Below are 26,953 nucleotides of genomic sequence, written 5' to 3'. Positions count from 1 at the left end.
AAAGACATCTTTTTGAGATTTAAAAGTGTTGTCTCTGGGTGTGTATGCCATAGGTTTAAGAAAATTTTAAGTTTTTATTAGCATAACGATTTTAGCTAGATTTCGTATTAATTCTGATATTATGGTGCTTTTAACATTATTTGTTAAGAATATCTAACAAACGCAATCTAATACAGACAATCTTATGAAAAGAAGAAACTTTGTCCAACTAGCCGGAATGGGTGCTGGTGCTGTGATGATGCCTTCCCTATTAATGGGAAATAACATCCCTACAGAGGCACTCCTAGAACCAGGAATGGATATACTAATGAAAAAACAAATGGCAGATGTTGCTCTTAACACAGCAAAAAGTCTAGGAGCTTCTTATGCAGATGCTCGTATAGGTAGATATCTTAACCAGTTTGTACGTACTAGAGAAGATAAAGTACAAGGAGTTGTAAACACAGAGTCTTTTGGAATAGGAGTGCGTGTGATTGCAAATGGTACTTGGGGATTTGCATCTACAAATGATGTCTCACCAGATGGTATTAAAAAAGCAACAGAGCAAGCAGTCGCAATAGCAAAAGCAAACTCAAAGTTTCAAACAGAGCCAGTAGTACTTGCACCAGAGGCATCATATGGTGAAGTATCTTGGAAAACTCCTATCAAAAAAGATTTTAAAGAAGTGCCAGTTTCAGAGAAAGTAGATTTACTACTCACTGCAAATGCTGCTGCACAATCTAGCGGAGCAAACTTTGTAAACTCTGCCTTGTTTATGGTAAATGAACAAAAATATTTTGCCTCTACAGAAGGTTCGTACATAGATCAAGATGTACATCGCATCTGGCCTACATTTGGTGTAACTGCTGTAGGTGGAGGTAAGTTTAAGACTAGACAAGCTATGAGTGCACCTATGGGAATGGGGTATGAGTATCTAGATGGTCTTGCTTCAGAAAAACTAGAAGGTCCAGAAGGCCTTAAATTATATAGAGGCAGCTATGATATGGTAGAAGATGCTACCACTGCAGCAAAGCAAGCAAGAGAAATGCTTACAGCAAAGTCTGTAGATGCTGGTAAGTACGATCTTGTACTAGAGCCTAACCACTTAGGACTAACCATACACGAGTCTGTAGGTCACCCTACAGAACTAGATCGAGTACTAGGTTATGAAGCAAACTATGCAGGTACCAGCTTTGCCACTATAGATAAATGGAATTCTAAAAACTTCAAGTACGGTAGCGACCTTGTAAATATTGTGGCAGATAAAACACAAGTAGGATCACTAGGAGCCGTAGGATGGGATGATGAAGGCGTAAAAACTAAAAAGTGGGACATCATACGTAACGGTGTACTAGTAAACTATCAAGCAATACGTGATCAAGTAAAAATGATAGATCAAAACGAGTCTCACGGTTGCTGTTATGCACAGAGTTGGAATGATGTTCAGTTCCAGCGTATGCCTAATATCTCTCTAGAGCCTGGTAAAGAACCATATTCTATAAACGATATGATTAAAGATGTAGAAAAAGGAATCTACATAGCCGGTAGAGGATCTTACTCTATAGACCAGCAGCGTTATAACTTCCAGTTTGGAGGGACGATGTACTACGAGATTAAAGATGGTAAAATAGCAGGTATGCTTAATGATGTTGCTTACCAGTCTAACACGCAAGAGTTCTGGAACTCTTGTGCTAAGATTTGTGATAAGGATGACTATCGTCTTTTTGGTTCTTTCTTTGACGGGAAGGGGCAACCATCACAAGTAAGTGCAGTATCTCACGGGAGCTCAACTTCAAGATTTAATGATATTAATGTAATTAATACCGGGCGTACGGTATAAGTCTAACTTTTAAAAGAATAAATAATGGCAATATTTTCAAAAGAAGAGGCTAGAAAGATATTAGAAAAAGCACTAAGCTTTTCTACTGCAGATGCCTGTGTAGTAAATCTAGGTGGGAGCCAGGGAGGTAATATACGTTATGCTCGTAACTCGGTATCTACAGCGGGATATCAATCTAACCAGAGTCTTGCGGTTACTGCAAGCTTTGGTAAAAGATCTGGTACCGCAACTATAGATGAGCTAGATGATGCATCGCTCAAAAAAGTGGTACAACGAGCAGAGGAGCTAGCAAAACTATCTCCAGAAAATCCAGAGTATATGGAGCCACTAGGCCCACAACAATATGATGAGTCAAAAACCTTTGTAGAGGCTACGGCAAACATTACTCCAGAGTATAGAGCAGAGGTAGCAAATAGTAGTATTACCCCTGCAAAAACAAAGGATGTAACAGCTGCAGGATTTCTAGATGACGGGCAAGGCTTCAGCGCAATGATGAACTCAAACGGGCTATTTGCATATAATAAGTCTACAGATGTGAGTTTTACAGTAACGATGCGTACTAATGATGGTACAGGATCGGGATGGGTGACGAGAGATTATAATGACATAAATAAGTTTGACTCTTCAGAGGCGTCACAAGTCGCTATAGATAAAGCTGTAATGTCACGACAAGCAAAAGCAATAGAGCCTGGTAAATATACTGTGATATTAGAACCATCTGCAGGACTTGGATTATTACAAGGCTTAGGTAGAGCACTTAATGCCCGCTCTGCAGATGAGGGACGTAGCTTTATGTCTAAAGAAGGCGGAGGCACAAAACTTGGAGAAAAAATAGTAGATGAGCGTGTAAACCTATGGTCAGACCCGCTTAACGATGAGGTGCCAGCAGCCACTTGGAATGGAGCAGGTCAACCACTAAAGAAAACTACCTGGATAGAAAATGGTACGGTTAAGAATCTTGCTTATGGAAGATACTGGGCAAAAGAAAAAGGTGTTGAGCCAGTTCCTTTCCCAAGTAATTTTATAATGGGAGGTGGTGATGCATCTCTAGATGATTTGATAAAAAGTACAAGAAAGGGAATCTTAGTCACAAGACTGTGGTACATACGCTCTGTAGATCCACAAACACTGTTATACACAGGTCTTACCCGTGACGGTACTTTTTATATAGAAAACGGAAAAATCAAATACCCAGTAAAGAATTTCCGCTTTAATGAGAGTCCTATTATTATGCTTAATAATCTTGAGACCCTCGGGAAGCAGGTACGTGTAGACGGTAGTTTAATCCCTTATATGAAGGTGAGAGACTTTACGTTTACCAGTCTTTCAGATGCGGTATAATATAATATAGTTGATAGGAAACTGGTTACGGCTTTATGCGGTAGCCAGTTTTTATTTTAAGTAAGCTTTCGCGAAAGCGTAATACAAACAATCACAGTTTACATAAGTTACATAAGGTAATGCCTAATAAATTTTTCTTCACACGCTTACAATACGAATCTGGAGATTGGGATGTAGACCAGCGTATGCCGTCTAACTTGCTTAACTCTCTGGTAGAGTACACCACGCTAGATGTAGATACAAAGGAAAACATCATTACTCTGGCTAGTGATGATATTTTTAAATCGCCCTTTTGCTATATTTCTGGGCATAAACTGGTGCAGTTTTCTAAGAAGGAAAAAGAAAACTTTAAACGTTATGTGGAGAATGGAGGCTTTGTCTTTGCAGATGATTGTAATCACGATATAGACGGCCTATTTGCAAAGTCTTTTGAGCGACAGATGGAAGAAATTTTTGGTCAAGATAGCCTCAAAAAAATTCCTAACGATCACGAGATTTATAATGTCTTTTTTGAATTTGAAGATGGTCCACCCACCACCTCACAAGAGCTTAACGGCTGGGGAGATGACCTCGTGCACGATTACCTTAAGGCCATAGAGATAAATGGGAGAATAGGCGTGCTGTATAGCAATAAAGATTACGGCTGTGAGTGGGATTATGATTTTAGAAACAAGCGCTGGTATAAAATAGACAATACCCGTTTTGGGGTAAATATTGTGATGTATGCCCTTACCTCATAGTATCGTTTTAATGATGCAGTCTTGCGAGCCAAGAAATAACCAATTTTAAATTGAAAATTGAATGAAACAAGAGTTAGTCACACTACAGCAGGAGGTAAATAGTCTTACTTCAAAACTAGGTGATCTTAAAAAAGAAATAGCAAAGGTTATCATAGGACAAGAAGATACAGTAGAGCAGTTACTTATCACATTTCTAGCTGGTGGTCACGCTTTACTAGAAGGAGTCCCAGGGCTGGCAAAAACGCTTATGATAAGGACATTATCACAGGCTATAGATCTCGACTTTAAGCGCATACAGTTTACACCAGACTTAATGCCGTCAGATATTGTAGGTACAGAGATTCTAGAAGAAGATCACAGCACCGGTAAAAAATCTTTTGAGTTTAAGAAAGGACCCATATTTGCAAATATTATACTGGCAGATGAGATTAACAGAACCCCGCCAAAAACACAGGCAGCGCTGCTAGAGGCAATGCAAGAGTTTGAGGTTACCTATTCTGGTAAAACCTATGAGCTAGAGCGTCCGTTTTTTATACTTGCTACGCAAAACCCTATAGAGCAATCTGGAACGTTTCCTTTACCAGAGGCGCAACAAGATCGTTTCTTATTTTATATAAAAATAGGGTATCCCACAGCAAGCGAAGAAAAGCATATTTTAAAAAGTACAACAGGCGGAGTAAAGCAAAAGGTCCAACCCGTGTTAAGTGGTGCCGAAATTTTGAGATTACAAGAGCTTGTAAGGCAAGTGCCTATAAGTGATAATCTTATAGACTTTGTAAGCACCATTGTACGTGCAACACGACCAGAGACTACCACAAATGATTTTGTAAAGCAATGGGTAGGCTGGGGAGCAGGCCCCAGAGCCGGGCAAGCTATGATACTCACAGCAAAAGCAAGAGCACTATCACAGGGTCGTATAGCCGTAACCCTAGATGATATTAAAAACGTGGCTCTACCAGTACTTCGTCATAGAGTGATTGTAAACTTTAAAGCAGAGGCAGAGGGTATTACTTCAGATACGGTGACGCGTCAATTATTAGATCATACAGACTTTAGCGCATAATATTTATGGCAAAAGACGATTATAGAGCACTTCTTAAACCAGATGTAATTAATACAGTTTCTGGTTTATCACTCATCTCGAGAGTAATTGTAGATGGGTATCTCTCTGGCTTAAATAGAAGCAGGCGAGTAGGAGCTGGTCTTGAGTTTAGCCAGTATAGAGGGTATGAGCCTGGTGATGACCTGCGACTTTTAGATTGGAAAATGCTCGCACGTTCTGGACGCTATTATATCAAGCAATCTGAGATTGACACCCATATAACTGTAAAGTTTATTGTAGACACTAGCGCCTCAATGCTTCATAAAGAAGAAGGATTATCTAAAATGGAGTATGCAAACGTGCTCATTGCTAGTCTCGCTCATCTAGCCCATTCTCAGGGAGATGCAGTGGGTTTACTTACTGTAAATAACAAGCAGTTAGAAACATTACAGCCAGCTACGGGAAAATCACATTTTAATAGATTTTTATACCAATTGCTCAAGCTCAAAAATCAAGGAAGCTGGCCAGAGCGTATAACTAGTGATCAACTTCATAATCGTAGCCATAGAGAGCTTATATTTTTTATTACAGATCTCTATGAGCAAAGCGAAGAAATTACAAATATGATTACTGCCTTGAAGACCTCTCGCAATGAGGTTGCAGTTATTCATCTTTTAGGAAAGCAAGAGCTCGAGTTTAATTATAAATGGCAAGTAATTTTTGAAGATCTTGAATCTGGAGAAAAAGTAAAAGTAAATGCCAGAGATGCCCGTGCTCATTACGTACAGGCTATGGAATCATCAATGACAATAATTAAAGAAAAGCTCCTGTCTAGTGGTGTGGGTTATAATCTTTTTACATTAGACAAACATCTAGGAGAGGCATTACAGCTCTTCTTAAAAAAACGAGCAAACTTAATCTAGTATGACGCTCCTACAACCTACATATCTCTGGGGTCTACTAGGATTGTTAATCCCTATAGCCATACACTTGTGGAGTAAACGCAAAGTAAAAACAATACAGGTAGGGAGCACGCAATTTATAACAGAAACAAAGTCAAAAAAGAGTAATAGCATACAGGTTAATGAGTGGTGGTTGCTGCTGCTGCGCTGTTTACTTATCGCTATACTCACAATCATACTAGCACAGCCTTATACAACACATACACCAGATCAAGTAGCGGTAGCTTATATTTTTGAACCCTCACTTATAGACACGCAAGAGGAGCAAAGTCGTTTTAAAACACTACCCTTAGAAGATAGGTTTTTATTAAAAGAGGGATTGCCTAAATGGGATCTAGAGACAGAGATACCACCCAGTAAAACAATACCTAGTTACTGGCAACTTGCACAAGAGATAGGCGCCCTAAGAGCAGATAGTGTGGTTGTATTCTCACAAAATCTAGTCCAAGGTATACAAGGTAAACGACCTAGCTTAGGTAAACATATAAACTGGGTTTCCATCACATCTCAAGAAGAGAAGGAAGTCCCATTTTATGCAATACAAGATCAAGATAGTATCACTATACTTTCGGCAGTAGGGGAGAGTGATTATCACGCTTTCGCGAAAGCAAAAAAAGCAGCATCACAATTTGCGGTTAAAGATGGTACCATCTCTATTATCCAAAACGATACAGAGCGACTAATACCCGTTGTAAAACAAGATACTAAAACGATAGATGTAATTTATAACAGCTCTTTTGCTACAGAGGCGATGTATCTAGAATCTGCATTAAGAGCAGTAAAAGGCTATACCAGAAAACCTATAACCATTAATATTTATAAAGGTTTAAAAAGTGCAGCAGACCCGGCACCAGATTATCTAATATGGTTGTCTAATGAGGAACCACCGGAAGTTGATATTCCAGTTTTGAAATTTGAGGAAGACCTATTTTCAAATAAAATAGTAAAGACTATTTCTGGAACAAACTATACAAATCTCACCCAGAGATTATCACCAGAGGTGGTGATTAATAAGCGGTTAGTAGAAGGGGTGTTGCACTGGCTTTCACTAGATGCGGCTGTACAAAGTGATTTTGATAGACTTGATAACAGATCGCTTGCAATGAGTCAGTTTAAACCAAATATTGATAAAAGTAGCTCTATGCCCAGCAAAGAAGTAAAAGCCTCTCTTGTAGATCCTTTATGGTTACTGCTTATAGTTATGATTATAATAGAACGTGTTGTTGCAAAACTTAGAAAACAATAATGCTAGAGGGAAAAAGACATATAGCAAAGTACACGAGCCGCTGGCAATTATTACTAGTAGTACAGGGCTTGCTTTATGGTATAGGAGCAGGTGTTTTCTGTTGGTTGTTGAGCAGGCAGTTAGGGATGTCTATGTTAGTATTTACTCTAGTAACTGGACTAGCGATGTTAGTGTTAAAACCGTGGCGCATTACGGCTACCACAGTAAGTGAGTATCTAGATCATCACCTTGGCAGTGCAGAGTATAGTACTAGCCTATTATTTACAGAAACAACAAGTCTATCTGGCTTAGGACAATTACAGCAGCATAAGGTAAGTACTGTTTTACAAGAGCAAATAAACACCGTACGCCCAAAAACAAGTGTAAAGACAGCAGCTATTGTTGTATTTATGCTCATAGGTGCGGGGTACGTGGGTTCTCAATTTATTGTTCCTCCGGTTTTAGATAATGGTGATTCTCAAAAGGAGGTGATACAATTACAGTCTACAGATTCCATAACGCCCTTGCACGCACCGCCGGTATTAAAACAACAACAGCTTACTATACAATATCCATCATATACTAAACTAGCAAGTCGTACTACGAGTAGTATGAATGTAAAGGCAGTAGAGGGTTCTAAACTTTTTTGGAGCCTAGATTTTGAGGGTTTTGTAAAAGAGGTCACACTAGAAGGTCTAGGGACGGGCAATAAGTTTAATTTAAAAAGAACTAACGAGAACTCACTCAGAGCTTCTGGCAGTTTAATTCCTACTACCTCTGGTTATTGTAACTTTAATTTTATTGATAGTCTAGATGGTGCATATACATCAGATATTTATGCGATAGAAGTGGTGAAAGATCAACCTCCTGCCATTACCATAAAAGATATCGCTCAGTTTACAAGTTTTGAGCATACAGACCGTAAACTGATAGATTTTAGTGCCTTGATTACAGATGATTTTGGTATCGAGAGTGCTCAAATTATAGCAACTGTAAGTAAAGGAGAAGGGGAGTCTGTAAAGTTTAGAGAAGAAAAAATAGCTTTTGATGCGCCCATAACTAAGGGTATAAAAACTATGACCGCAACAAAAAGTATTAGCCTAGATGCCTTAAAAATGGAACTAGGTGATGAGTTATATTTTTATGTAGAGACAAGAGATCAAAAGACACCAAAGCCAAATATCACGCGCAGCGAGACCTACTTTGCAGTGATTAAAGATACGGTGAGTGATGGTTTTGGGGTAGAAGGCACGATGGGAGCAGACCTAATGCCCGATTATTTTAGAAGTCAGCGGCAACTTATAATTGATACAGAAAAACTTATAAAAGATAGAAACACACTTACAAAGCAAGAGTTTACAAATAGGAGCAATGGGCTAGGATTTGACCAGAAGGCCTTACGTCTTAAGTATGGTAAATTTATGGGTGATGAGGACGACTCAGGTATAGGAGTTGCCCAAGATATAGATATGAGCGATTATGACGAAGATGATCCTACGGCCGGCTTTCGTCACGATCACGATACAGAAAATGAACACAACCTTGTAGAAGAAGACCACGACCACGAGCACGAAGAAGAACTTGGGGAAGAAGAAGAAAAAGAAAACTCCCTTTTTGAAGATTACCTGCATAATCACGACGACCCAGAGGAGTCAACACTTTTTACAGAGTCGCTGCGTGGCAAGTTAAAAAATGCAATGGCACAAATGTGGGATGCAGAGTTACATCTCAGGCTAGCAGATCCAGATACATCTTTGCCTTACCAGTATAAAGCTTTAAAACTCATACAAGAGATAAAAAACAGTGCACGTATTTATGTGCACCGCATAGGTTTTGACCCTCCACCTATAAAAGAAGATAAGAGACTCTCTGGAGAGATTAAAGAGATAACAAACGTCTTTAAAAAAGAAGATTTTGATAATAAAGATCCTTATGTGTCTATGAGAAAAAGCATAGAGATATTAGAAAAAAGATTACAAAATGAGCGAGAACTTACGGAGGAGGATAAGACCGCTTTCGCGAAAGCGGGAGAAGAACTTGCACAACTAGCCATCTTAGAGCCCTCTAAGCATCTACTTACTCTACAAAAACTTAAATGGCTCACAGAAGATAAGAAACAACCTAAAACCGTGATACAATCTGTACAAAAAGGACTTCTTGAGGCATTGCCTAGAGTTTCAGAAACTCCTAAAAACCCAGAAGGGTACACGAGTAAGCTAGAATCATTATTCACAAAAGAGTTACAAAAACGTGATTGATACAATACATTTTTTACGTGAGGATCTTATTTGGCCTACAGTGATAGGCCTAGCGTTGCTCTGGATCTTATTTCTCTGGAAGGAATACAAGACAGTTACAACCACAAGGTTTATCATACGTGGGATTGTTGCTCTACTAGCACTGAGTGCGGTGGCTTCCTTATTTTTAGAACCTGTAACTTTTCAAAAACAGGTAAAGGGAGTAGCCGTTTTAAAGACAGCAAATTTTGATTCAAATCTAATAGATAGCCTTAAGAGTACAACTCCAGCGCTAAAAACAATTACCTATAAAGAAAATCAAAATCTACAGCCACAATTAGACTCCATAAGTGAGCTCCATATCTCAGGTGACGGGGTTGCTATTTATGATTTGTGGCAGTTTAAAAATAAGAAAGTCTATTACCATCCTCACAAACCTACCTCTGGGATTATAAAACTCGCTTATGATACAGAAGTATTGCTTGGAGATTCACTTACTGTAACTGGTCTATATAAAAACTCTTTTTCTAGTAATACGGTATTGCTACAAGAGTCTGGAGCACGTACTATAGACTCTGTAAAAATCTTAAATCAAGATGAGACTGTTTTTAAATTACACATACTACCCAAAGCAAAAGGAAATTATCTTTATCATATCATAGTTAAAGACAGTCTGGGTAAGATTATAAGTTCAGACCCGCTTCCATTAACAATAAAAGATCGTGGTCGCTTGCGTGTTTTAATGGTGAATACATTTCCTACGTTTGAGACTAAATATCTCAAAAACTACCTAGCAGAGAGTGGTCACGAGGTACTTGTGCGTAGTCAGATTACAAAAGATCGTTATAAGTTTGAAAATTATAACCGTAGCCAGAAAAGCATTTACAATTTTACACGTCAAAACCTTTCTGAATTTGATGTTATAATTACAGATGTGAGCACGTATAATGGCCTGAGCCAGCGCTCAAAAAATGCCATTAATTACCGAGTAGAAAAGCAGGGTATGGGACTACTTCTTCAAGCAGATGCCCGACTTATAAAGCAGGGGGCAAAATTTGGTTTTCGCTTTAAGCGAAAAAATATAACAGCATTACAGCTTCCTTCTTGGCCTAGAGTAAAAATACCAGTATACCCTGCCACACTTACAAATGGTGCTCTTGTTGAACCTATATTAGCAACAAAAAATAGCATCTTAAGTGCCTATGCACAAAAGGGAACAGGACGCATAGGTACTCTACTGGCTGAAGATTCTTTTCAATTATTACTAGGTGGTAATGAGGATGTATATCACTATTTATGGAGTACGGCGCTAGGTAAAATAAGCCAGCAACCACAGTCGCTTGTACAGTGGTCACTCAGTGATTATATGGCATATAGTGATGAGCCGTTTCAATTTAATTTGCGCACAAGTATACCATTGCCAAAGGTTGTAATGAATAATGATGTAGTAGTACCCCTTGTACAAAATGTGACGCTACAAGATCAATGGTCTGGTACAATTTACCCTAATGGTGATGGATGGGTAAACCTCAAGGTGGCGCAAGCTCCCGCTTCTCTAAAGGCTATGTATGTTATAAATGATACCGCGTGGAGGGCAAAAAAGGTGTACAAACAAATAACAGAAAATGCTTCCTTTTATAAGAATGAGAACAGTCTTTCTTCAGAAAGTTCTATACCTGTACCGTTTATAAAATGGTGGGCATTTACAGTTTTCATTCTAGCAATGGGTTATCTATGGCTAGCCCCTAGAATTTATAAGAGCTAGATGCCTAAGATTTCTTTATCTTTTGCTCATCTGTTGCAAGTCTTTTTTCTTCTTTTTCTACAAATTTTTGATGTTCAGACTGTGCGTAGTGATCTTTTTTTCGACTATAGATGCTTTTGATGCCTTCTGCTTTTCCGTAAATAGTGACCTTGTCGTGAGGTAACATTTTAAAGTTACCAGACGGTGATCCAAAATAGCCTACGCCCTCACGCTCTACACCTAATATAGTGATTCCCTCCTCACGTAGGTCTAACTCTTGTAATGTGCGATGACACATCCAGCCATCATCATCTACCTGTGCTTCTATAATTTTATAGTTGTCTTTGAGGTGTAATACGGCAGCATAATCATTAATCTCAAGATCTGTATATTTTTTAAGCATCTTATTTATGATACGTGATAGCCCCCTGTCTACCCAAGCGCTCCTTATACCTAGCCATAAGAATATCATACCAGCAACTATAATGAGAAAACCATAAAGTCTAGAAGCATTAGACTCTGGTAATACAAATGTGAGGATGAGTGAAGACATTGCCGTTACAATACCCGCGTTACCTATGAGCATAAGATTATAGATGATCTTACGTCTCACAGGGTGATTCATAATATTCTCTGTTTCTTGAGTGCTTAGACCAGCACCTGTGTAAGCAGATCTTGCTTGAAATTTTGCACTCTCGCTAGATAGACCTGTATGTACAAGTGCTATGGTAGCAATTTTTGTAATAAGAACCGAAAGGGTCACAATTAAAAATAGAGATACTGCTGCAATCATAATTTGATGTTGTTATATAAAGTAATTTATGCTAGCAACTTAACCTCCTAGTGTGTTGAGATAAAATGCCAGCACGAGTCCTATGGCTGTTGCCAGGCCTGTCCAATATTTGTCTTCTTTAAAAGCTTTTGGAAAAACCTCTATAGCCAGTGAGCTTACTAGGGCACCTCCCGCAAAGCATCTTATAAGATCTAGAATATCACTAGAAACATTATTGAGTTCTTTTAAAATAATCTATGACGTGTAAACTAGTAAAACCGTGTATGAGTATACTAAATAGTATAACATAGCTCACAATGCCAAAAAGTTCATCATAGGCGGTAAAATTTCCTTTCATAAGAGCATAGCTTAAGTAAAAGAAACTACCTATGCCTCGTATACCAAAAAAGCTTATCGCCCATTTTTTTGATTTTGAAAAATCTGTAGTTAGCATCGCCAGATATCCAAAAATGGGTCTTAAAATAAGAACAAAAAGAAGACTTGCAAAAACACCCCAAACATCTGTATATGATAAAATACCAGAAACAACAGCTCCACCAAAAAAGATAGTCCACAAGGCAACTAGTAGCTTTTCTGTCTCCTCAGCAAAGTGAAGCATCGTGGTGTTTATATTATCATCTGAGTTTTTACCACAATGAAACTGCATAAATACTCCGGTGGCAAATACACTTAAGAATCCATAAGTGTCTAGTACCTCTGCAATACCGTACGAGAAAAAGGTGAGAGCGACCGCAATAAAGCCATCTAAAATATAACGACGGTTTTCTTTACTATGGTATTGTACAACCCAGCTGTATATATAGCCTATAAGAGCCCCAATGAGGACACCACCTATAATTTTAAAAAAGAAATAGTACCCAGTAAAATGTAGCCAGTCTATTTCTGAAAAACTAGCCGCATTACTCCACAAAATCGCTAAAAAAACAAATGGAAAAGCAAACCCATCATTAATACCAGCCTCTGCCGTGAGTGTATATCTTAAGCCTGTATTGCGCTCCTTAAAATTTTGTCGCTCTTCTAGTTGTAGTTCACTTGCTAGAACGGGATCTGTAGGAGCTATTACAGCGGCAAGTAGTAGGGATACCGGTCCGTTGAGGTCTAGTAGGTAGTACGCAATAAGAAACACAGCAATCATAAAGAGCGGCATTGTTATGGCGATAAGGGATAATGGTTTTTTCCAGTCACTCCATTTATAACTTGTGCCTATTTTGAGCCCGGCGGTCATTAAACTTATGATAACGATTACCTCACTTACTATTTTTCCAAATTCTAGTTTCCACAGTGGGTCTGGCCAAGGCAGTGGGGCGCCTAGGTAGTATAAACACACCCCAAGAAGAAGTAAAGGAATGATGTAAGTTATTTTAAGCTTTTTTGAATAAACAGGTATAAAGGCCATTAGGGAGATGGCAAAACCGGTATAGGCAAGAGCTGGAAAGTATGACGATATTTCTATAACTGCCATCACTATTCGACTATTGTTTCAATGGTACGGCTTAGTTGTTTTTGAGGCTCTAATTTTGTGTATGTGCTCTTTTTTGTGATATCTAGAGATTCATTTTCTGCATCAGGAAGACCTAGCCAAGGTTCAATACATACATAGTCTGCTCCGGGTTGTGCCCAAAGTGCAAGATTTTGGTAACCAGTAAATCGTACAATTATACCCTTGGTTTTTGACTTTTCGCGTAAGCGTACCCAATTATAATCTATATCAGAAAAAATGAGTGCATCCTTATTAAACAATGATTTAGACAGTGAGAGTAGAGCCCCATCTGTATTTATATCACGTGTCACTGAGGTAAGTAGCCCAGTATTGTCTAGTGTAAGTGACGATAGGTTTTGTGCCTCTGGAAACTCTATTACATAATCTGAAAGTTCTTTTTTATCACTTACGGGACACGCATATGCCGTGTGACCGCCAAAGGTAAAGTACATAGGGACGGTGTCTAGATTTACCACCTCGTAAGCCATAAGTAAGCGGTTATCTTCTAGTATGTATGTTATTGTAAATGAAAATTTAAAAGGGTACAAAACCAGTGTATCTTCATTATGACTCAAGGTAAAAGAGCACGATGAGGGGCTTAACTGTTTGTAAATAAAATGGTCATTATCACGAGCTATGCCGTGTTTTGTCATAGGGTAGGCGGTTTCTTTATAAATGATGGTACCTTCTTTTATGGTGCCTATAGCGGGAAATAAAGGTGGCGAACTGCTTCTCCAAACTTCTGGATTGATTTGCCAGATGTATTCTTGTCCAGTTTTATTATTTGTGAGTGATCGTATCTCAGCACCTTTTGCAAGGATGGAGCAGGTGAGGTGCTCGTTTGTAATAGTATGCAGCATATATAGGGTTGTTGTGGTCTGTACTTAAAGGTAGTATAATTTATGGCAAGTTGCATACCCTGTTTATGATAACTACGCTTTCGCGAAAATGGTCTTCTCTTATAACCATCTCATAATTAAAAAACTCAATGTGCTTTGTTGCAAGTTCTTATTACAATATCAAGAGTGAAAATAAAAAAAAGGCTACTTGAGGGTAAGTAGCCTTTTGGGTCAATATGATTACGCTTAGTACGTCTAACAAATCAATACTCAATCACATTGAAAAAAGGGGCATTAATGCTTTTTTATAGAGTCTCTTCTGGTCTAATTCAAATAAAAACTGAAAAGTTTATTACTTAGAGCGTCTATGTTCTTTTTTCCTTACAAAAATCTTTATGCTGACAGTGGGTGTCTGTTCTTTGTAATGGCAAATGTAGGTATCTACTTGATTTTTAAGGGTAAACCCAGATGCACAGCTAGGGATTAGATAAAAGGTTGTTTGTAATAGATAAACTACACAAGATATTGCAATTTATAAGTAGCTATGCATATTGATGACCTTAGATGGTAAAAGTAGATTAATTACAATATGATAAATGTACTAGAAGCTACCGTAAGTTATCTAGCGTAGACGCTACTTTGTTTATGTATTAAACAAAAAAAGGTACCCAGCGACGGATACCTTTTGCAAATAAATTGGTTTAAATACCCCTAATAATCTAAACCGTGGCAAGAATACTAGATTTTCTGTTAGGTATTTTACGGATTTCCTTTTTTTGGGGTAAAAAAGTCAATTTTTTTAGATTATTTTTTTGGACACTATATAAACAGTAATATAATAGTGAGTATAAATCCACCTATTGCAAAGAGCATCCCTTTTTTAAAAATAGGCATTTTAGGCGTGTACATCCAGAATGCAGAGATTACAAAAAAGAGTAAAGAAGCTCCAAAGAAAATATTTAAGAAGTATACGGGGCTGTTAGTCGTTGCTTTATGGAGGTGCTCCATCTTATCAAGTATATAAGGAAGTTCCATCTTGCGAGTGGTTACAATACCGGTTTCTTGATTATATGATCCTCCTTTAAAATAGAAAACAGTTCCCTCAGCCTTAGTCACTTTTGGATTTTTTCGCAATTTTGAACTCAACTCGCTAGAGGTAAGCCTAGGCTCCATTTGCTTTTCTGTAATCACTTCGTGTTTTAAAAAATCTGTATTTCTATAGACCATTACAATCCCACTTATGGCATAGACAGCCATAATACCGGCTAGAAAGAAACCAAGATATCTATGTATTGAACGTACTTTTAATGAAAATGGAGTTTTGCGTTTTGCCATAAGTGGTTTAATTTTTTTACAACTTTAATTTCAACAAAGAATAAATGCTTATTTTATTTCTAAAGAGTTCCAGATAAGGTTTATTAGTTTTTCTCCTATTGAGTTCTTAGTGTCATTCATTCTCATAGCCATAATTAATAGACCAGAATCTTTTTTGCCTACACTTGCTATTTCATATATATTAACTTCGTCATTGTATGTAAGATAGGCTTGTATTACATTTAAATCTTCCCCTGAAGTTAGTTTATGGTTATACTCACGGCGTTCCATTTCAAACCCATAGTTTATACTCTCTTTAGTAACTTCACCTAACATAAGTTCCTTCAAATTTTCTGGATTTATAGTAGAATATTTTTGAATTAAAAATCCATCACCCTCAGGAGTCATAAGCATTAATTGTTCAATACCTTGTTCAATTTTAGTTTTACCAACTTTATATTCTTTAAAAAAATTGAAACTAAACATTTCATCATTGTAGGTTAAAGTATCTTTCTGTTTAAGAAGAATATTTTTTACACCATCTTTGGTTTGAAATTGGAATTCTTTGTCAAGAGAAATTTCAAATGACTCTCCATTGATCTCAATAGTATAGTCTTCCTGAGAATGAGCTTTGGTGAAAAATAGAATTAAAAGTGAAAATGTAATTTTTAAAGAAGTTTTCATAATAGTTTTGATTGATGATTTTGAATTAAGAAGCCGAAAATACTCAAAATATTTAATCCTTGTAATAAAGTGTGCATATTCGAAAAATTAGCTTTTCAGCTGAATTTTAAAGGCAAAAATGCGAAGTTGATTTTGAGAGGTTAAATTGTAGGAATTTTTTAAACGAGATTTATTAATTTCAAGAGAATTTTCGCGAAAGCGATCTCTTAAACTACTAGATTTTAATTATTTGCATTAATAGTATAGTCTAAAGTCTAGTAGCTTACAGAGTTTGTAATGTTTTTGAAACATCTGTTCTACAACTTCTTTAAAGTCATCATTTTCTTGAAACATAGTAATAAACACCCTGTCTATAGTATTATAACTTAAGATGTCTTTATTCCTTGATCCATAGCCAGATATGGCTCTTGCTCCAGTTACATCTAAAAAGTATTGTGACTCTTCATCAGTAAGATCTAGAGCTTTTCTGTTTGAAAAATGAATGATTTTACCGGTCATCTTCCCCTCAAAAATTTCGGCTATCTCCTCAATGCTATAATAGTAATCATTGAGCATAATATTATTGGGCTGGCCAGACATTATGAGATATATAATTTCATAATCCTTAAAATTATGGTCATCATAAATGAGCGTATTTAGGCTATCTTCTAGTCCTTCTATAGTGTCGCAACTTTTGTAAATACTAGTAATTCCTTGTGTTAAGGCAATATCTTCTAGGGTTTTTAAAACAACTGTCGTGGCTTCTAGCTCTACATCTGGCACTGCCTCAAGGCAGTAAACAAATTTTTCTGCCTCGGTATAAGGTGTAAGATGCGATAGGGGCTCATTCATAACACAATGTGCAGTTAATTGGTTAAGCTAGATAATAGCTTAACCAATTTATTTTCTGAATTGTAAAAATAATATAAAACCTTTCCATTAGTTTCTAAAAGCCTCCCGTTTACCTTACGAAATTATCAAGAATACATTTGATCTAGTCTTTAAGGAGCTTTTTATTGTAGTGTTTTGTCTTATACCTTATAAAAAAACAGCGTTAAGATGATTTTAATGAGTTTATGTACGCTTTCGCGAAAGCGGTATCAATCTTTTTAAAATTTGTGACCACGATATAATAAATTTTTGATAGTTTTATTTTAAAGTTCAGTAAATAAGACTGTTAACTTTGTAAATGAGGAGAATGATATGGCTAAAGCTATAAAAAGTATGACGTTAGATAAGAAACCTACGTACCAAGAATTAGAAAGGGAGATAGCGGTTTTAAAATCTGAGAGAGAACAGAGTTATAAGACACTCTTTGATAATTCTACCATATCTATATGGAATGAAGATTTTACCTTGGTGTATAAAGAAATAGAAAGATTAAGAACACATAAAATTTCTGATATAAGGGAGTACTTAAAGGAAAATCCCGATACGTTGTTCTTATTATTACAAAGCTTGAAGATTAATAGTGTTAATGAGGCTACTTTAAAGCTTTTTAAAGCAAGTAGTAAACAAGATTTTTTAGATAATATACAAAGCACATTTGGCGAAGGAGCGACTAAAGTGTTTGTAAATCTTATAGTTGCTATTTGGAACAATGAGAAATCATTTTCATCAGAAGTAAATTACAAAACGCTCAAAGGAGATGAGTTTGCGGCTATGATATCTCTTAACCTACCGCAAAATTTATTTGAGCAAAAAACGGTTCCAGTTACTATACAAGACATCAGTGCGCTTAAGGAGGCAGAGTATGCCAAGAAAAAATCGATATTAAATTTACAACAGGCTCAAAAAATTGGAAAAATAGGCAGCTGGGAGTGGGATTGGAAAACCGGTGCTGTTTACTGGTCTGATGAAATGCTTAATATTTTTGGACTGAAGAGAGGAGAGATGGAGCTTACAAGCCTGAATGTGGGGCAATTTATTGTAAAGGAAGATAGAGAAAAAGTAAATGATATCATTAGAGGGCTTTATAAAGGTAAAGGTATGAAGCCTTTTAAATTTAGTATTTTAAGATCTAATAGTGAGATAAGACATTTAAATATTCTAGCGATAGAAGTTGAAAACGGAAAAGTTTTTGGAGTAACACAAGATGTTACTGATATTAAGAATATAGAAAATGACTTAAATGCAGCACAAACTCTTGCAAAAGTAGGTAGCTGGTTATTTGATATCTCCACACAAAAAATAGAATGGTCTAATGCTATGTTTTCTATCTGGGGTTTTGATCCTGCCCAAGGAGCTCCTCATTATGATCAACTTATTGAACGCCTACACCCTGAAGATATAGAGTTATGGAATGTTTCTGTACAAAGAGCTATAGACTCTGCAATTCCTTATGATATTGAGCATAAAGTATGTCTTCCAGATGGAACACAAAAAGTAGTGAGAGGCATATGTGAGCCAGTAATGGGTCTTGATGGAACCGTAGTAAGCTTAAAAGGAACAGGTCAAGATATTACCGAACAAAAACTCTTAGATCAAGAACTTATAAGAGCAAAGGAAGAAGCTGAGAAAAGTAAAAACCATTTTAATAATATCATTGATAATATAGGTGACCCTGTTTTTGTAAAAGATGATCAAAGTAGACTCCTTGTAGTTAATGATGCATTTTGCAAGCTTTTTGGTTTTGATAGATTAGATATTATAGGTAAAACTCTTGCAGAAGACGTAACAAAAGAGGAAAGGGATGCTTTTTTAGAGATTGACAGAAAGCTTATACGCGATGGTATAGAGAGTATAAATGAAGAGTCTATTACTATACGAGGTGGAGAGACACAAAGAATTTCTACTAGAAAGACACGCTTTATAGATAATGAAGGTGAAGTTTTTATAGTAGGTGTTATACACGATATTACAGAGCGTTTTAAGACAGAAACCATAATAAAAGAGGCAAAGGAACGTGCCGAGGCAAACGAACGACGTTTTAGAATTTTAATGCAAAACCTAGAAGCTGGCGTTGTGGTACACGCCCCAGATACTTCAATAGTACAATGCAATGATAGGGCTTCAGAAATATTGAGTATAGACCAAGAAGATATGCAAGAAATGGCGCTTCGTTATGTCAATCCTAAACTTATTAATTTAGATAAGTCACCACTGGCATTATCAGAATATCCCGTAAATAGAATAGCAAGGACTAAAGAGTCTATAAATAATCAAATTATCGGGCTTCTAGGTGATAATGATAAAGAGATAAAATGGACAACTCTTAATGGTTTCCCCGTACTTAATGATGTAGGAGAAATTACAGAGATAGTTACGGTTTTTATTGATATAACAGAACAGCGACAAAATGAAAAGGATAAACTTAAAGCCAAATTATTATTAGATAAAACGGAAAGTGATCTCAGTGATGCTCAAGCCCTCGCAAAAATCGGTAGTTGGCTAGTGAGACCATCTGGTATGAAGATGGAATGGTCTAAAGAAATGTATAATATATGGGGTTTTGACTTTGGTAAGAAATTACCAGATTATGAAAGCGTACTGGAGAGAGTACATCCAGATGATCTGGAGCTTCTTAAAAATGCTTTAGATAAAGCAATAACTATAGGAGAGCCATATAATATAGTGTATAGAATTTGTATTCCTAATCGTCCACAAAAAACTATAAGAGCAATATGTCAGCCTGTGATGGGGGAGGATGGAAAAGTAATAAACCTTGCGGGAACTAATCAAGATATAACCGAGCAAAAGAAATTATCTTGTGAACTTATACGCGCCAAAGAGAAAGCCGAAGAGAGTGATAGGTTAAAGTCTGCTTTTCTTGCAAATTTAAGCCACGAGATGCGCACCCCAATGAATGGTATTTTAGGCTTTTCAGAATTACTAAGGAGAAAAAACATATCTGAAGAAAAAAAGGATATTTATCTAGAACTTTTAGAAAAAGAAGGACACCGTCTTTTGAGCTTTATCTCTAACATTGTTGATATCTCTAAGATAGAGTCTAACATCATAAATATTGAAAATTCTCACCTTAATCTCAATACCCTTATTGATGATTTATATTCAAAATATCAATTAAAACTAGAAGGTACAAATATTAAACTTGAAGTTAAGAAGGCGCTATCAGATACAGACAGCGCTATAGAAACTGATGAAAATAAACTCGTTCAAATAATATCTAATCTACTAGAAAACGCAATAAAATTTACAAAGGAGGGCTCTATAGAATTTGGCTACACTTTAAAAGAAGAAATACTACAATTCTATGTTAAAGATTCTGGAATAGGAATAGATGAAGAAGAACAAAAAAACATCTTTGACCGATTTAGGCAGGGTAAGAGAGAACAAACTCATAATCTAGGTGTAGGGTTAGGTTTGTCTATTGTAAAAGGTCTAATTAAAATTTTGAATGGATCTGTATGGATAGAATCAAAAACAGGTGAAGGATCAATATTTTATTTTACAATTCCTTACAAAAAAGTAGCAGATAAGGTTACTATTGTAAATGATCCTAGTGAAACAACTTTAGAAAATGGTGATTTTACAATTTTAGTAGCCGAAGATGATAATTTGAGCTTTCTTTATATAAAGGCTTGTCTTTCTAATTATAACTGTACTGTTATAAGGGCTGTTAATGGAAAGGAGGCCGTAAAAATTGTTAATGAAAACCCCTCACTTGATCTCGTATTAATGGATATAAATATGCCAGAGATGGATGGTAACGATGCTCTAGTAGAAATAAGGAAAACAAATAAAGAAATAAAAGTAATTGCCCAGACCGGTCTCGCTATGTCTGGTGATAAAGAAAAAATGCTCAATGCTGGCTTTACTGACTATGTATCAAAACCTATTTCTACTTCGCAACTCATAAGCACAATAAACAAGCACTTACAAATAGCAACATAAACTCATAGCGTCATAAATTGTCAACGTATTATTTGTCACCCAAAAATAAAAAACCCCGTAAACACTAGTGTTTATGGGGTTTAATTGTGGAGTCGGAGGGATTCGAACCCTCGTCCAAACAAGCAATGTTACTGCTTTCTACGTGTGTAGTCACTGTTTAGATTTTCGTGAGATTGCCGGTCAGTGACTACCAACGCACCCCTTATCTTCAATCAAGTTTCTCTCTCGCATCAAAGCCCTACAAGAGATAGGTTTACTTTTACGAAGTCACTATATCGATTGCCGTAAACCAAGGCTCTCGAGTGACTTCCTGCTTGTCTACCTTGTAGACCGAGGCGTAATCTTACTATAATTCAGATTATGCAGCTAGGGCGTAGTTATTCTCGCCGTTTAAAAAAGTTGAAATATGAGATTTACGAGCTATTTTCCAGCGCTCGACACGCTTACAATACCATTGATCTCGCTGTCAAAACCAGTCGACCCCAGTAGTATCACTCTCACACGTACTCCTTAACTCATAAGCTGTAAACTTTATAAGTTCTCTTGTACGCTTTCGCGAAAGCGGAATAGCAAATATAGCACTAAACCTTATATTTGCTCTTAATAAAATGCAAAAGCTATACCAACAATATAGCCTGCCAAAACTTCACACACATTATGAAATTTGCCATCATCACAGAACGTAAGAATCCGCCAGACAGAAGAGTTGTTTTCTCACCAGAAAAACTAGCCGAAGCACGAGAGCAGTTTGAAGATGCAAGTTTTGTAGTAGAAGAGTCAGACATACGCGTTTTTCCAGATATGGCATACACTATAAATGGTTTTGATGTACAAGAGGATGTAACAGATGCAGATGTAATGATAGGAGTGAAGGAAGTGCCCCTTGATGCTTTGATATCAGGTAAAAAGTATTTCTTTTTTAGTCACACCATAAAAAAGCAGCCTTATAACCGCAAGTTGCTCAAGGCTATTCTTGATAAAAATATTGAGATGTATGATCACGAGGTAATTACTAGAGAAGACGGAGCACGTCTCATAGGTTTTGGCCGTTATGCAGGTCTCGTAGGCGCATATAATGGTTTTAGACTACTAGGGCAACGAGATGACTTATTTGAACTTCCCAAAGTAGAGAGTCTAGCAGATCTTGATGCTGTAAAAGAAGAACTGGATAAAATTAATGTACCGGCAATAAAAATTTGTCTTTCTGGTAGTGGTAAAGTAGCCAGAGGTGCAAAGGAAATACTGGACCACCTTAAAATAAGAGAAGTAACAGACCAAGAGTACCTAATTCAAGAATTTACAGAGCCAGTATATTGCCTCATAGATGTACTAGAATACAATAAAAGAAAAGATGGCCAGCTGGGCAGTAGAGCAGAGTTTTATAAAGATCCTTCTGGATATGAAAGTGATTTTATGAAATATGCAAAGGTTACAGATTATTTTATAGCGGGCCACTTTTATGGAGATGGCGCTCCTTACTTGTTTACACGAGAAGATGCAAAACACCCAGATTTTAAAATCAACCTAGTTGCAGATATATCTTGTGATATAGATGGGCCAGTTGCAAGTACCATAAGACCATCTACCATTGCTGAGCCTTTTTATGGATACAACCCACATACTGAGAAAGAAGATAACTATAAGAATGAGGGTGTGATAGCTGTTATGGCAGTAGATAATCTTCCTTGTGAGTTGCCTAAGGATGCGAGTGAAGGTTTTGGAGAATTATTTTTAGAACACGTCATTCCAGCATTTTTTAATGATGATAAAAATGGTATACTTGAGCGTGCTCGTATGACGCAAGATGGTAAGCTTACCCCACGCTACGCTTACCTTCAAGATTATGTAGATGGTAGGGAATAATGTTAATAACGTCCTAATTTTCTTACAATAATTAATGTCTTTAGGGTCTCCCTTTGTATCTTTGTACGTTCAATCAAAAGAATTACATGAAGGTTTTAATTACAGGTGCCACGGGATTAGTGGGGACAGCCCTAACAGAATTATGTCACAAGAATGGAATTGATGTTAACTATCTAACAACATCAAAAGATAAAATACAATCAAAAAATAATTACAAAGGATTTTACTGGAATACAAAAACAGATGAGATTGATGATGCCTGTTTTGAAGGTGTAGATACTATTTTTCATCTTGCTGGAGCTACGATTGCCCAGCGCTGGTCTGTAGAAAATAGGAAAGCTATCTTTGAAAGCCGGGTTGTAACTACAAGGTTACTTTATAGTACGCTTTCGCGAAAGCGTAAAAATGGCGAGATTGTTACCGTAAAGCATTTTATTACTGCAAGTGCTATAGGAGGGTACCCATCTTCTTTTACAAAACTATATGATGAGTCTTATCCTGAATATGCTTCTGGCTTTTTGGGTCAGGTGGTGGAACAATGGGAGACAGCTGCACTGGAGTTTCAAAAAATAGATGTTATGACCTCTAGAGTACGCACAGGGGTAATACTTGATAAAGAGGCAGGTGCATTACCTAAGCTTATGAAGCCTATTTCTTATGGAGTAGGTGCGCCGTTAGGTACTGGTAAACAATGGCAATCGTGGATACATATAGATGATATGGCTGGTATATATTATCACATTTATGAAAACAAATTATCTGGCGTTTATAACGGTGTTGCACCCTCACCAGTAACCAATAAAAAGTTTACAGAAGTGGTGGCAGATGAGTTAGGTAAACCACTTATACTTCCTAAAGTACCTGCGTTTGCCCTTAAGCTTATGCTGGGCGATATGGCTGCGGTGGTTTTGGAAAGCCAGAAGGTAAGTGCCCTTAAAATACAAGAAGACGGTTATAAATTTAAATACAGTGATATAGATAGTGCAGTAGCAGACTTGCTCGCATAAAAAAAGCCACTCGATAGAGTGGCTTTTTAATTATATAGCTTATCTAAACTTATGCTTTAGTCGCTTGAAGTTTTACAGTAAGCTGGATATCATCAGAGATAAACTTATCTCCTAAGTTATCAAAGATAGATTTTGACCCATAATTTACTCCCCAGTTTGTACGGTCTATTGTAAATGGCTCACTTGTAAGTGTCATATTTGCTCCATCTACGCTATAAGTTACAGGGAACTCAATGTTCTTCTTTTGATCTCTTATTGTAAGGTTACCTTGCATCATTTTCTTTCCTTCTTTTTCTGTAACTCCAGTTACTTCAAAAGCTGCTGTAGGATATTTTGCCACATTAAAGAAGTGATCTTCTTTACCCTCAGCTTGTCCTTTAAGGTGTCCTTCTAAAGATGCTTTACCATCACCTTCTAGATCTGTAACTGTAATACTAGTCATATCTATTAAGAAGGTACCTGTAATTTTGTCTCCAGCCACTTTTACAACACCACTCTCGATGTTTATAGTACCCGTGTGATTTTCTGTTGGCTTGCTACCTACCCAGTCTATAGTAGACGCACTAGTGTCTACAGTAAATTTCATAGCATCTGCTACAGTTGCAACTTCTTTAGCTTCGGTAGCCTCAGTTTCGTTTGTTTTGTCTCCTTTACAAGACACAGTTCCTGCTATAAGAGCAATTACTGCAAGAGTATTTAAAACTTGTTTTTTCATTTTGATATATATTTAGTGAACTGCAAAATTAACATTTATTAATAGTCGTCTTCTTAATAATTTCATAAATACATCATATTAATGTAAATAAGTTTTTGGTAAAGTTGGAAATGAGCATTTTTAAAGAGGGAAGGTGGATTGACTTAGGCTGTTTTTATAGTACTAAAAAAGCAATGACATTTTGACATTTTACAGCAATTGGCAGTACTTTTGCCATTTCAGTAAAAAATTGATTTAAGACCACTATGGCAACAGAAGATAAAAAACAAGATACTACCGTAGACGAGGCTGCTCAAGAGCAGCTTGTAAACGAGGCAGAGCAGGCAAATGAGACTAAAGAAGCCGAAGACGCGGCTCCTAAAGATGAGCGTACTGAGCTAGAAGTTGCTCAAGATGATCTTGCTGCCGAGAAAGATAAGTTTTTACGCTTATTTGCAGAGTTTGAAAACTATAAGCGTCGCACTACAAAAGAACGTATTGAATTGTATAAAACTGCAGGTCAAGAGGTAATACAAGCTTTATTACCCGTGGTAGATGATTTTGATAGAGCGCTTAATGAGTTTAAAGGAGATAAGGATGATGTACACGTAAAAGGTATGACCCTTATAAGCAATAAATTTAAGGAGACACTTAAGTCTAAAGGGCTTGAAGAAATGGAAGTAAAGGCTGGAGATGCTTTTGATGCAGATCAGCACGAGGCTATTACCCAAATACCTGCACCTAGCAAGAAGCTCAAGGGTAAAATTGTAGATGTGATAGAGAAGGGGTATAAACTTGGAGATAAAATCATCCGGTTTCCCAAGGTAGTTACAGGACAGTAATATAAGTAGTACAAGGAAAAGTGTAGATGAGCATCTACCGTCCTTAATGATTTAAGAGTGCTCAGTCTTACTGAGTTTTTATTATGAAAGAAGATTTTTACGACATATTAGGTATCTCTAAAGGAGCTACTGCAGCAGAGATAAAGAAAGCATACCGTAAGAAGGCGGTACAGTATCACCCTGATAAAAATCCAGGTGATGAAACTGCAGAGGCAAACTTTAAGAAAGCGGCAGAGGCTTATGAGGTATTAAGTGATGAGCAAAAACGTGCTCGCTATGATCAATATGGTCATCAAGCCTTTGAAGGCGGTGGCGGCTTCGGCGGTGGCGGTATGAATATGGATGATATTTTTAGCCAGTTTGGAGATATCTTTGGCGGCGCTTTTGGCGGTGGCGGAGGTGGTTTCTCTGGTTTTGGTGGAGGCTTTGGCGGCGGTCAGCGTCGTGTGAAAGGAAGTAACCTTCGTATACGAGTGAAGCTCACACTAGAAGAAATAGCAAACGGCGTAGAGAAAAAAATCAAGGTAAAGCGTAAGAAGCAAGCGGCTGGCGTATCATATAAAACCTGTACAACTTGTAATGGTGCTGGACAAGTCACCAAGATCCAGAATACGATCTTAGGTCGTATGCAAACTAGTGCACCTTGTACTACTTGTGGTGGATCAGGACAGATGATAGACAAGCGTCCTGCTGGAGCAGATGCTCAAGGACTTATTGTAGATGAGGAAACAGTAAGTATCAAAATACCAGCTGGAGTAGTAGATGGTATGCAGCTCAAAGTGACGGGTAAAGGTAATGAGGCTCCAGGTAATGGAATCGCTGGAGATCTACTAGTAGCAATAGAAGAAAAAGATCACGACTTTTTACAGAGAGAAGGAGATAATTTACACTATGACCTTTATATAAGTATAAGTGAGGCCGTACTTGGTACATCAAAAGAGATAGATACTGTAACTGGTAAAGTGCGTATCAAAATAGAAGAGGGTGTACAGAGTGGTAAGATATTACGTTTACGAGGTAAAGGTATCCCTTCTATAAATGGATATGGTAAAGGAGATTTACTTGTACACGTAAATGTGTGGACACCTAAAACTCTTAATAAAGAACAAAAGCAGTTTTTTGAAAAAATGGCTACCGATGATAACTTCTCACCAAATCCAGAAACAGGTGATAAATCATTCTTTGAGAAGGTAAAAGATATGTTCTCTTAATAGCTGTTTTCAAATTTTATGAAACCAAATTAATTGGGTTCATAAAAAAAAGTTATATTTGAATAACGTTAAACAATGTTTGACGTTATTTTTCTTTTTCATAGCAATTTTTTTTCCCATCCTGAGCTTACGCCTAGGGTGGGTTTTGCTTTTAAGACGTTTTGTAATTAAGTAATTACGCATAGGTGAGCGTTGTTTAATTATTCTCACATCTGCGGGTTTATAATTTTCCTAAAATATACACAACACGTATACGTCACTCAGGTCATATCCCTATCTTAGC

Annotated in this window: 20 protein-coding genes and 1 other RNA gene; 13 read left to right on the top strand and 8 right to left on the bottom strand. The window is 37.0% G+C overall.

The window, feature by feature from the left end; genetic code table 11:
* Positions 1-184 precede the first annotated feature (184 nt).
* The 8 genes from ABVM49_RS00625 (at position 185) to ABVM49_RS00590 (ending at position 11,131) form a co-directional block, all read left to right on the top strand.
* A complete protein-coding gene (locus ABVM49_RS00625) occupies positions 185-1,819 on the top strand; it encodes a TldD/PmbA family protein (RefSeq protein ID WP_405202607.1) in 1,635 nt (544 codons plus the stop codon).
* 24 nt (positions 1,820-1,843) lie between these two features.
* Complete coding sequence (locus tag ABVM49_RS00620; RefSeq protein ID WP_405202606.1) at positions 1,844-3,160, top strand: TldD/PmbA family protein; 1,317 nt, start codon at positions 1,844-1,846, stop codon at positions 3,158-3,160.
* 119 nt (positions 3,161-3,279) lie between these two features.
* Complete coding sequence (locus tag ABVM49_RS00615; RefSeq protein ID WP_038599958.1) at positions 3,280-3,900, top strand: DUF4159 domain-containing protein; 621 nt, start codon at positions 3,280-3,282, stop codon at positions 3,898-3,900.
* Between the two features lie 61 nt (positions 3,901-3,961).
* Positions 3,962-4,963, top strand: a complete 1,002-nt coding sequence (locus ABVM49_RS00610; RefSeq protein WP_298352285.1) for a MoxR family ATPase — start codon at positions 3,962-3,964, stop codon at positions 4,961-4,963.
* Positions 4,964-4,968: 5 nt separating this feature from the next.
* The gene (locus tag ABVM49_RS00605; RefSeq protein WP_405202605.1) at positions 4,969-5,865 is read left to right on the top strand and encodes a DUF58 domain-containing protein; all 897 of its coding nucleotides are present in this window, start codon (positions 4,969-4,971) and stop codon (positions 5,863-5,865) included.
* Between the two features lies 1 nt (position 5,866).
* The gene (locus tag ABVM49_RS00600; RefSeq protein WP_405202604.1) at positions 5,867-7,150 is read left to right on the top strand and encodes a BatA domain-containing protein; all 1,284 of its coding nucleotides are present in this window, start codon (positions 5,867-5,869) and stop codon (positions 7,148-7,150) included.
* Positions 7,150-9,387: a tryptophan-rich sensory protein gene (locus ABVM49_RS00595; protein WP_405202603.1), complete on the top strand. Its 2,238-nt coding sequence runs from the start codon at positions 7,150-7,152 to the stop codon at positions 9,385-9,387. Before ABVM49_RS00600 ends, ABVM49_RS00595 begins: the two co-directional genes overlap by 1 nt.
* Positions 9,380-11,131 carry a hypothetical protein gene (locus ABVM49_RS00590; RefSeq protein ID WP_405202602.1) on the top strand — a complete coding sequence of 584 codons (1,752 nt, stop codon included), beginning with the start codon at positions 9,380-9,382 and terminating at the stop codon, positions 11,129-11,131. Before ABVM49_RS00595 ends, ABVM49_RS00590 begins: the two co-directional genes overlap by 8 nt.
* 4 nt (positions 11,132-11,135) lie before the next feature.
* Here the strand turns inward: ABVM49_RS00590 and ABVM49_RS00585 are convergent, their stop codons facing one another.
* The 6 genes from ABVM49_RS00585 to ABVM49_RS00560 all read right to left on the bottom strand — a co-directional run bounded on the left by ABVM49_RS00585 (position 11,136) and on the right by ABVM49_RS00560 (position 17,051).
* The gene (locus ABVM49_RS00585) at positions 11,136-11,903 is read right to left on the bottom strand and encodes a TrkA C-terminal domain-containing protein (protein WP_405202601.1); all 768 of its coding nucleotides are present in this window, start codon (positions 11,901-11,903) and stop codon (positions 11,136-11,138) included.
* A 211-nt stretch (positions 11,904-12,114) separates the two neighbouring features.
* Complete coding sequence (locus ABVM49_RS00580; protein ID WP_405202600.1) at positions 12,115-13,365, bottom strand: cation:proton antiporter; 1,251 nt, start codon at positions 13,363-13,365, stop codon at positions 12,115-12,117.
* Positions 13,366-13,367: 2 nt separating this feature from the next.
* Positions 13,368-14,243 carry an aldose 1-epimerase family protein gene (locus ABVM49_RS00575; protein ID WP_405202599.1) on the bottom strand — a complete coding sequence of 292 codons (876 nt, stop codon included), beginning with the start codon at positions 14,241-14,243 and terminating at the stop codon, positions 13,368-13,370.
* A gap of 798 nt (positions 14,244-15,041) precedes the next feature.
* Positions 15,042-15,557: a hypothetical protein gene (locus ABVM49_RS00570; RefSeq protein ID WP_405202598.1), complete on the bottom strand. Its 516-nt coding sequence runs from the start codon at positions 15,555-15,557 to the stop codon at positions 15,042-15,044.
* A 48-nt stretch (positions 15,558-15,605) separates the two neighbouring features.
* The gene (locus ABVM49_RS00565; protein WP_405202597.1) at positions 15,606-16,220 is read right to left on the bottom strand and encodes a hypothetical protein; all 615 of its coding nucleotides are present in this window, start codon (positions 16,218-16,220) and stop codon (positions 15,606-15,608) included.
* A 234-nt stretch (positions 16,221-16,454) separates the two neighbouring features.
* Positions 16,455-17,051 carry a DUF6642 family protein gene (locus ABVM49_RS00560; RefSeq protein WP_405202596.1) on the bottom strand — a complete coding sequence of 199 codons (597 nt, stop codon included), beginning with the start codon at positions 17,049-17,051 and terminating at the stop codon, positions 16,455-16,457.
* 372 nt (positions 17,052-17,423) lie between these two features.
* On the opposite strand from ABVM49_RS00560, the gene ABVM49_RS00555 reads away from it, so the two are divergent.
* Positions 17,424-21,053, top strand: a complete 3,630-nt coding sequence (locus ABVM49_RS00555) for a PAS domain S-box protein (protein ID WP_405202595.1) — start codon at positions 17,424-17,426, stop codon at positions 21,051-21,053.
* Positions 21,054-21,137: 84 nt separating this feature from the next.
* On the opposite strand, the gene ssrA is transcribed toward ABVM49_RS00555, so the two are convergent.
* Positions 21,138-21,537, bottom strand: a transfer-messenger RNA (tmRNA) gene (gene ssrA / locus ABVM49_RS00550).
* 173 nt (positions 21,538-21,710) lie between these two features.
* On the opposite strand from ssrA, the gene ABVM49_RS00545 reads away from it, so the two are divergent.
* Both ABVM49_RS00545 and ABVM49_RS00540 read left to right on the top strand, forming a co-directional pair.
* A complete protein-coding gene (locus tag ABVM49_RS00545) occupies positions 21,711-22,916 on the top strand; it encodes an NAD(P)-dependent oxidoreductase (RefSeq protein ID WP_405202594.1) in 1,206 nt (401 codons plus the stop codon).
* Between the two features lie 86 nt (positions 22,917-23,002).
* On the top strand, positions 23,003-23,923 hold the full coding sequence (locus ABVM49_RS00540) for a TIGR01777 family oxidoreductase (RefSeq protein ID WP_405202593.1): 921 nt from the start codon (positions 23,003-23,005) through the stop codon (positions 23,921-23,923).
* Between the two features lie 49 nt (positions 23,924-23,972).
* Here ABVM49_RS00540 and ABVM49_RS00535 read toward each other — a convergent pair whose 3' ends face one another.
* Positions 23,973-24,638, bottom strand: coding sequence for a YceI family protein (locus tag ABVM49_RS00535; RefSeq protein WP_375252492.1), 666 nt, complete (start codon positions 24,636-24,638; stop codon positions 23,973-23,975).
* Between the two features lie 245 nt (positions 24,639-24,883).
* On the opposite strand from ABVM49_RS00535, the gene ABVM49_RS00530 reads away from it, so the two are divergent.
* The gene (locus tag ABVM49_RS00530) at positions 24,884-25,459 is read left to right on the top strand and encodes a nucleotide exchange factor GrpE (RefSeq protein WP_035327963.1); all 576 of its coding nucleotides are present in this window, start codon (positions 24,884-24,886) and stop codon (positions 25,457-25,459) included.
* 83 nt (positions 25,460-25,542) lie between these two features.
* The gene (dnaJ, locus tag ABVM49_RS00525) at positions 25,543-26,670 is read left to right on the top strand and encodes a molecular chaperone DnaJ (RefSeq protein ID WP_375252493.1); all 1,128 of its coding nucleotides are present in this window, start codon (positions 25,543-25,545) and stop codon (positions 26,668-26,670) included.
* Positions 26,671-26,953 lie beyond the last annotated feature (283 nt).

The sequence above is a fragment of the Dokdonia sp. LLG6352-1 genome (genome assembly GCF_045055815.1).
In the GTDB taxonomy this organism is placed as follows: domain Bacteria; phylum Bacteroidota; class Bacteroidia; order Flavobacteriales; family Flavobacteriaceae; genus Dokdonia; species Dokdonia donghaensis.
The sequence above is the reverse complement of the archived record's forward strand: the minus strand, read 5'-3'. Positions and strand labels throughout refer to the sequence as shown.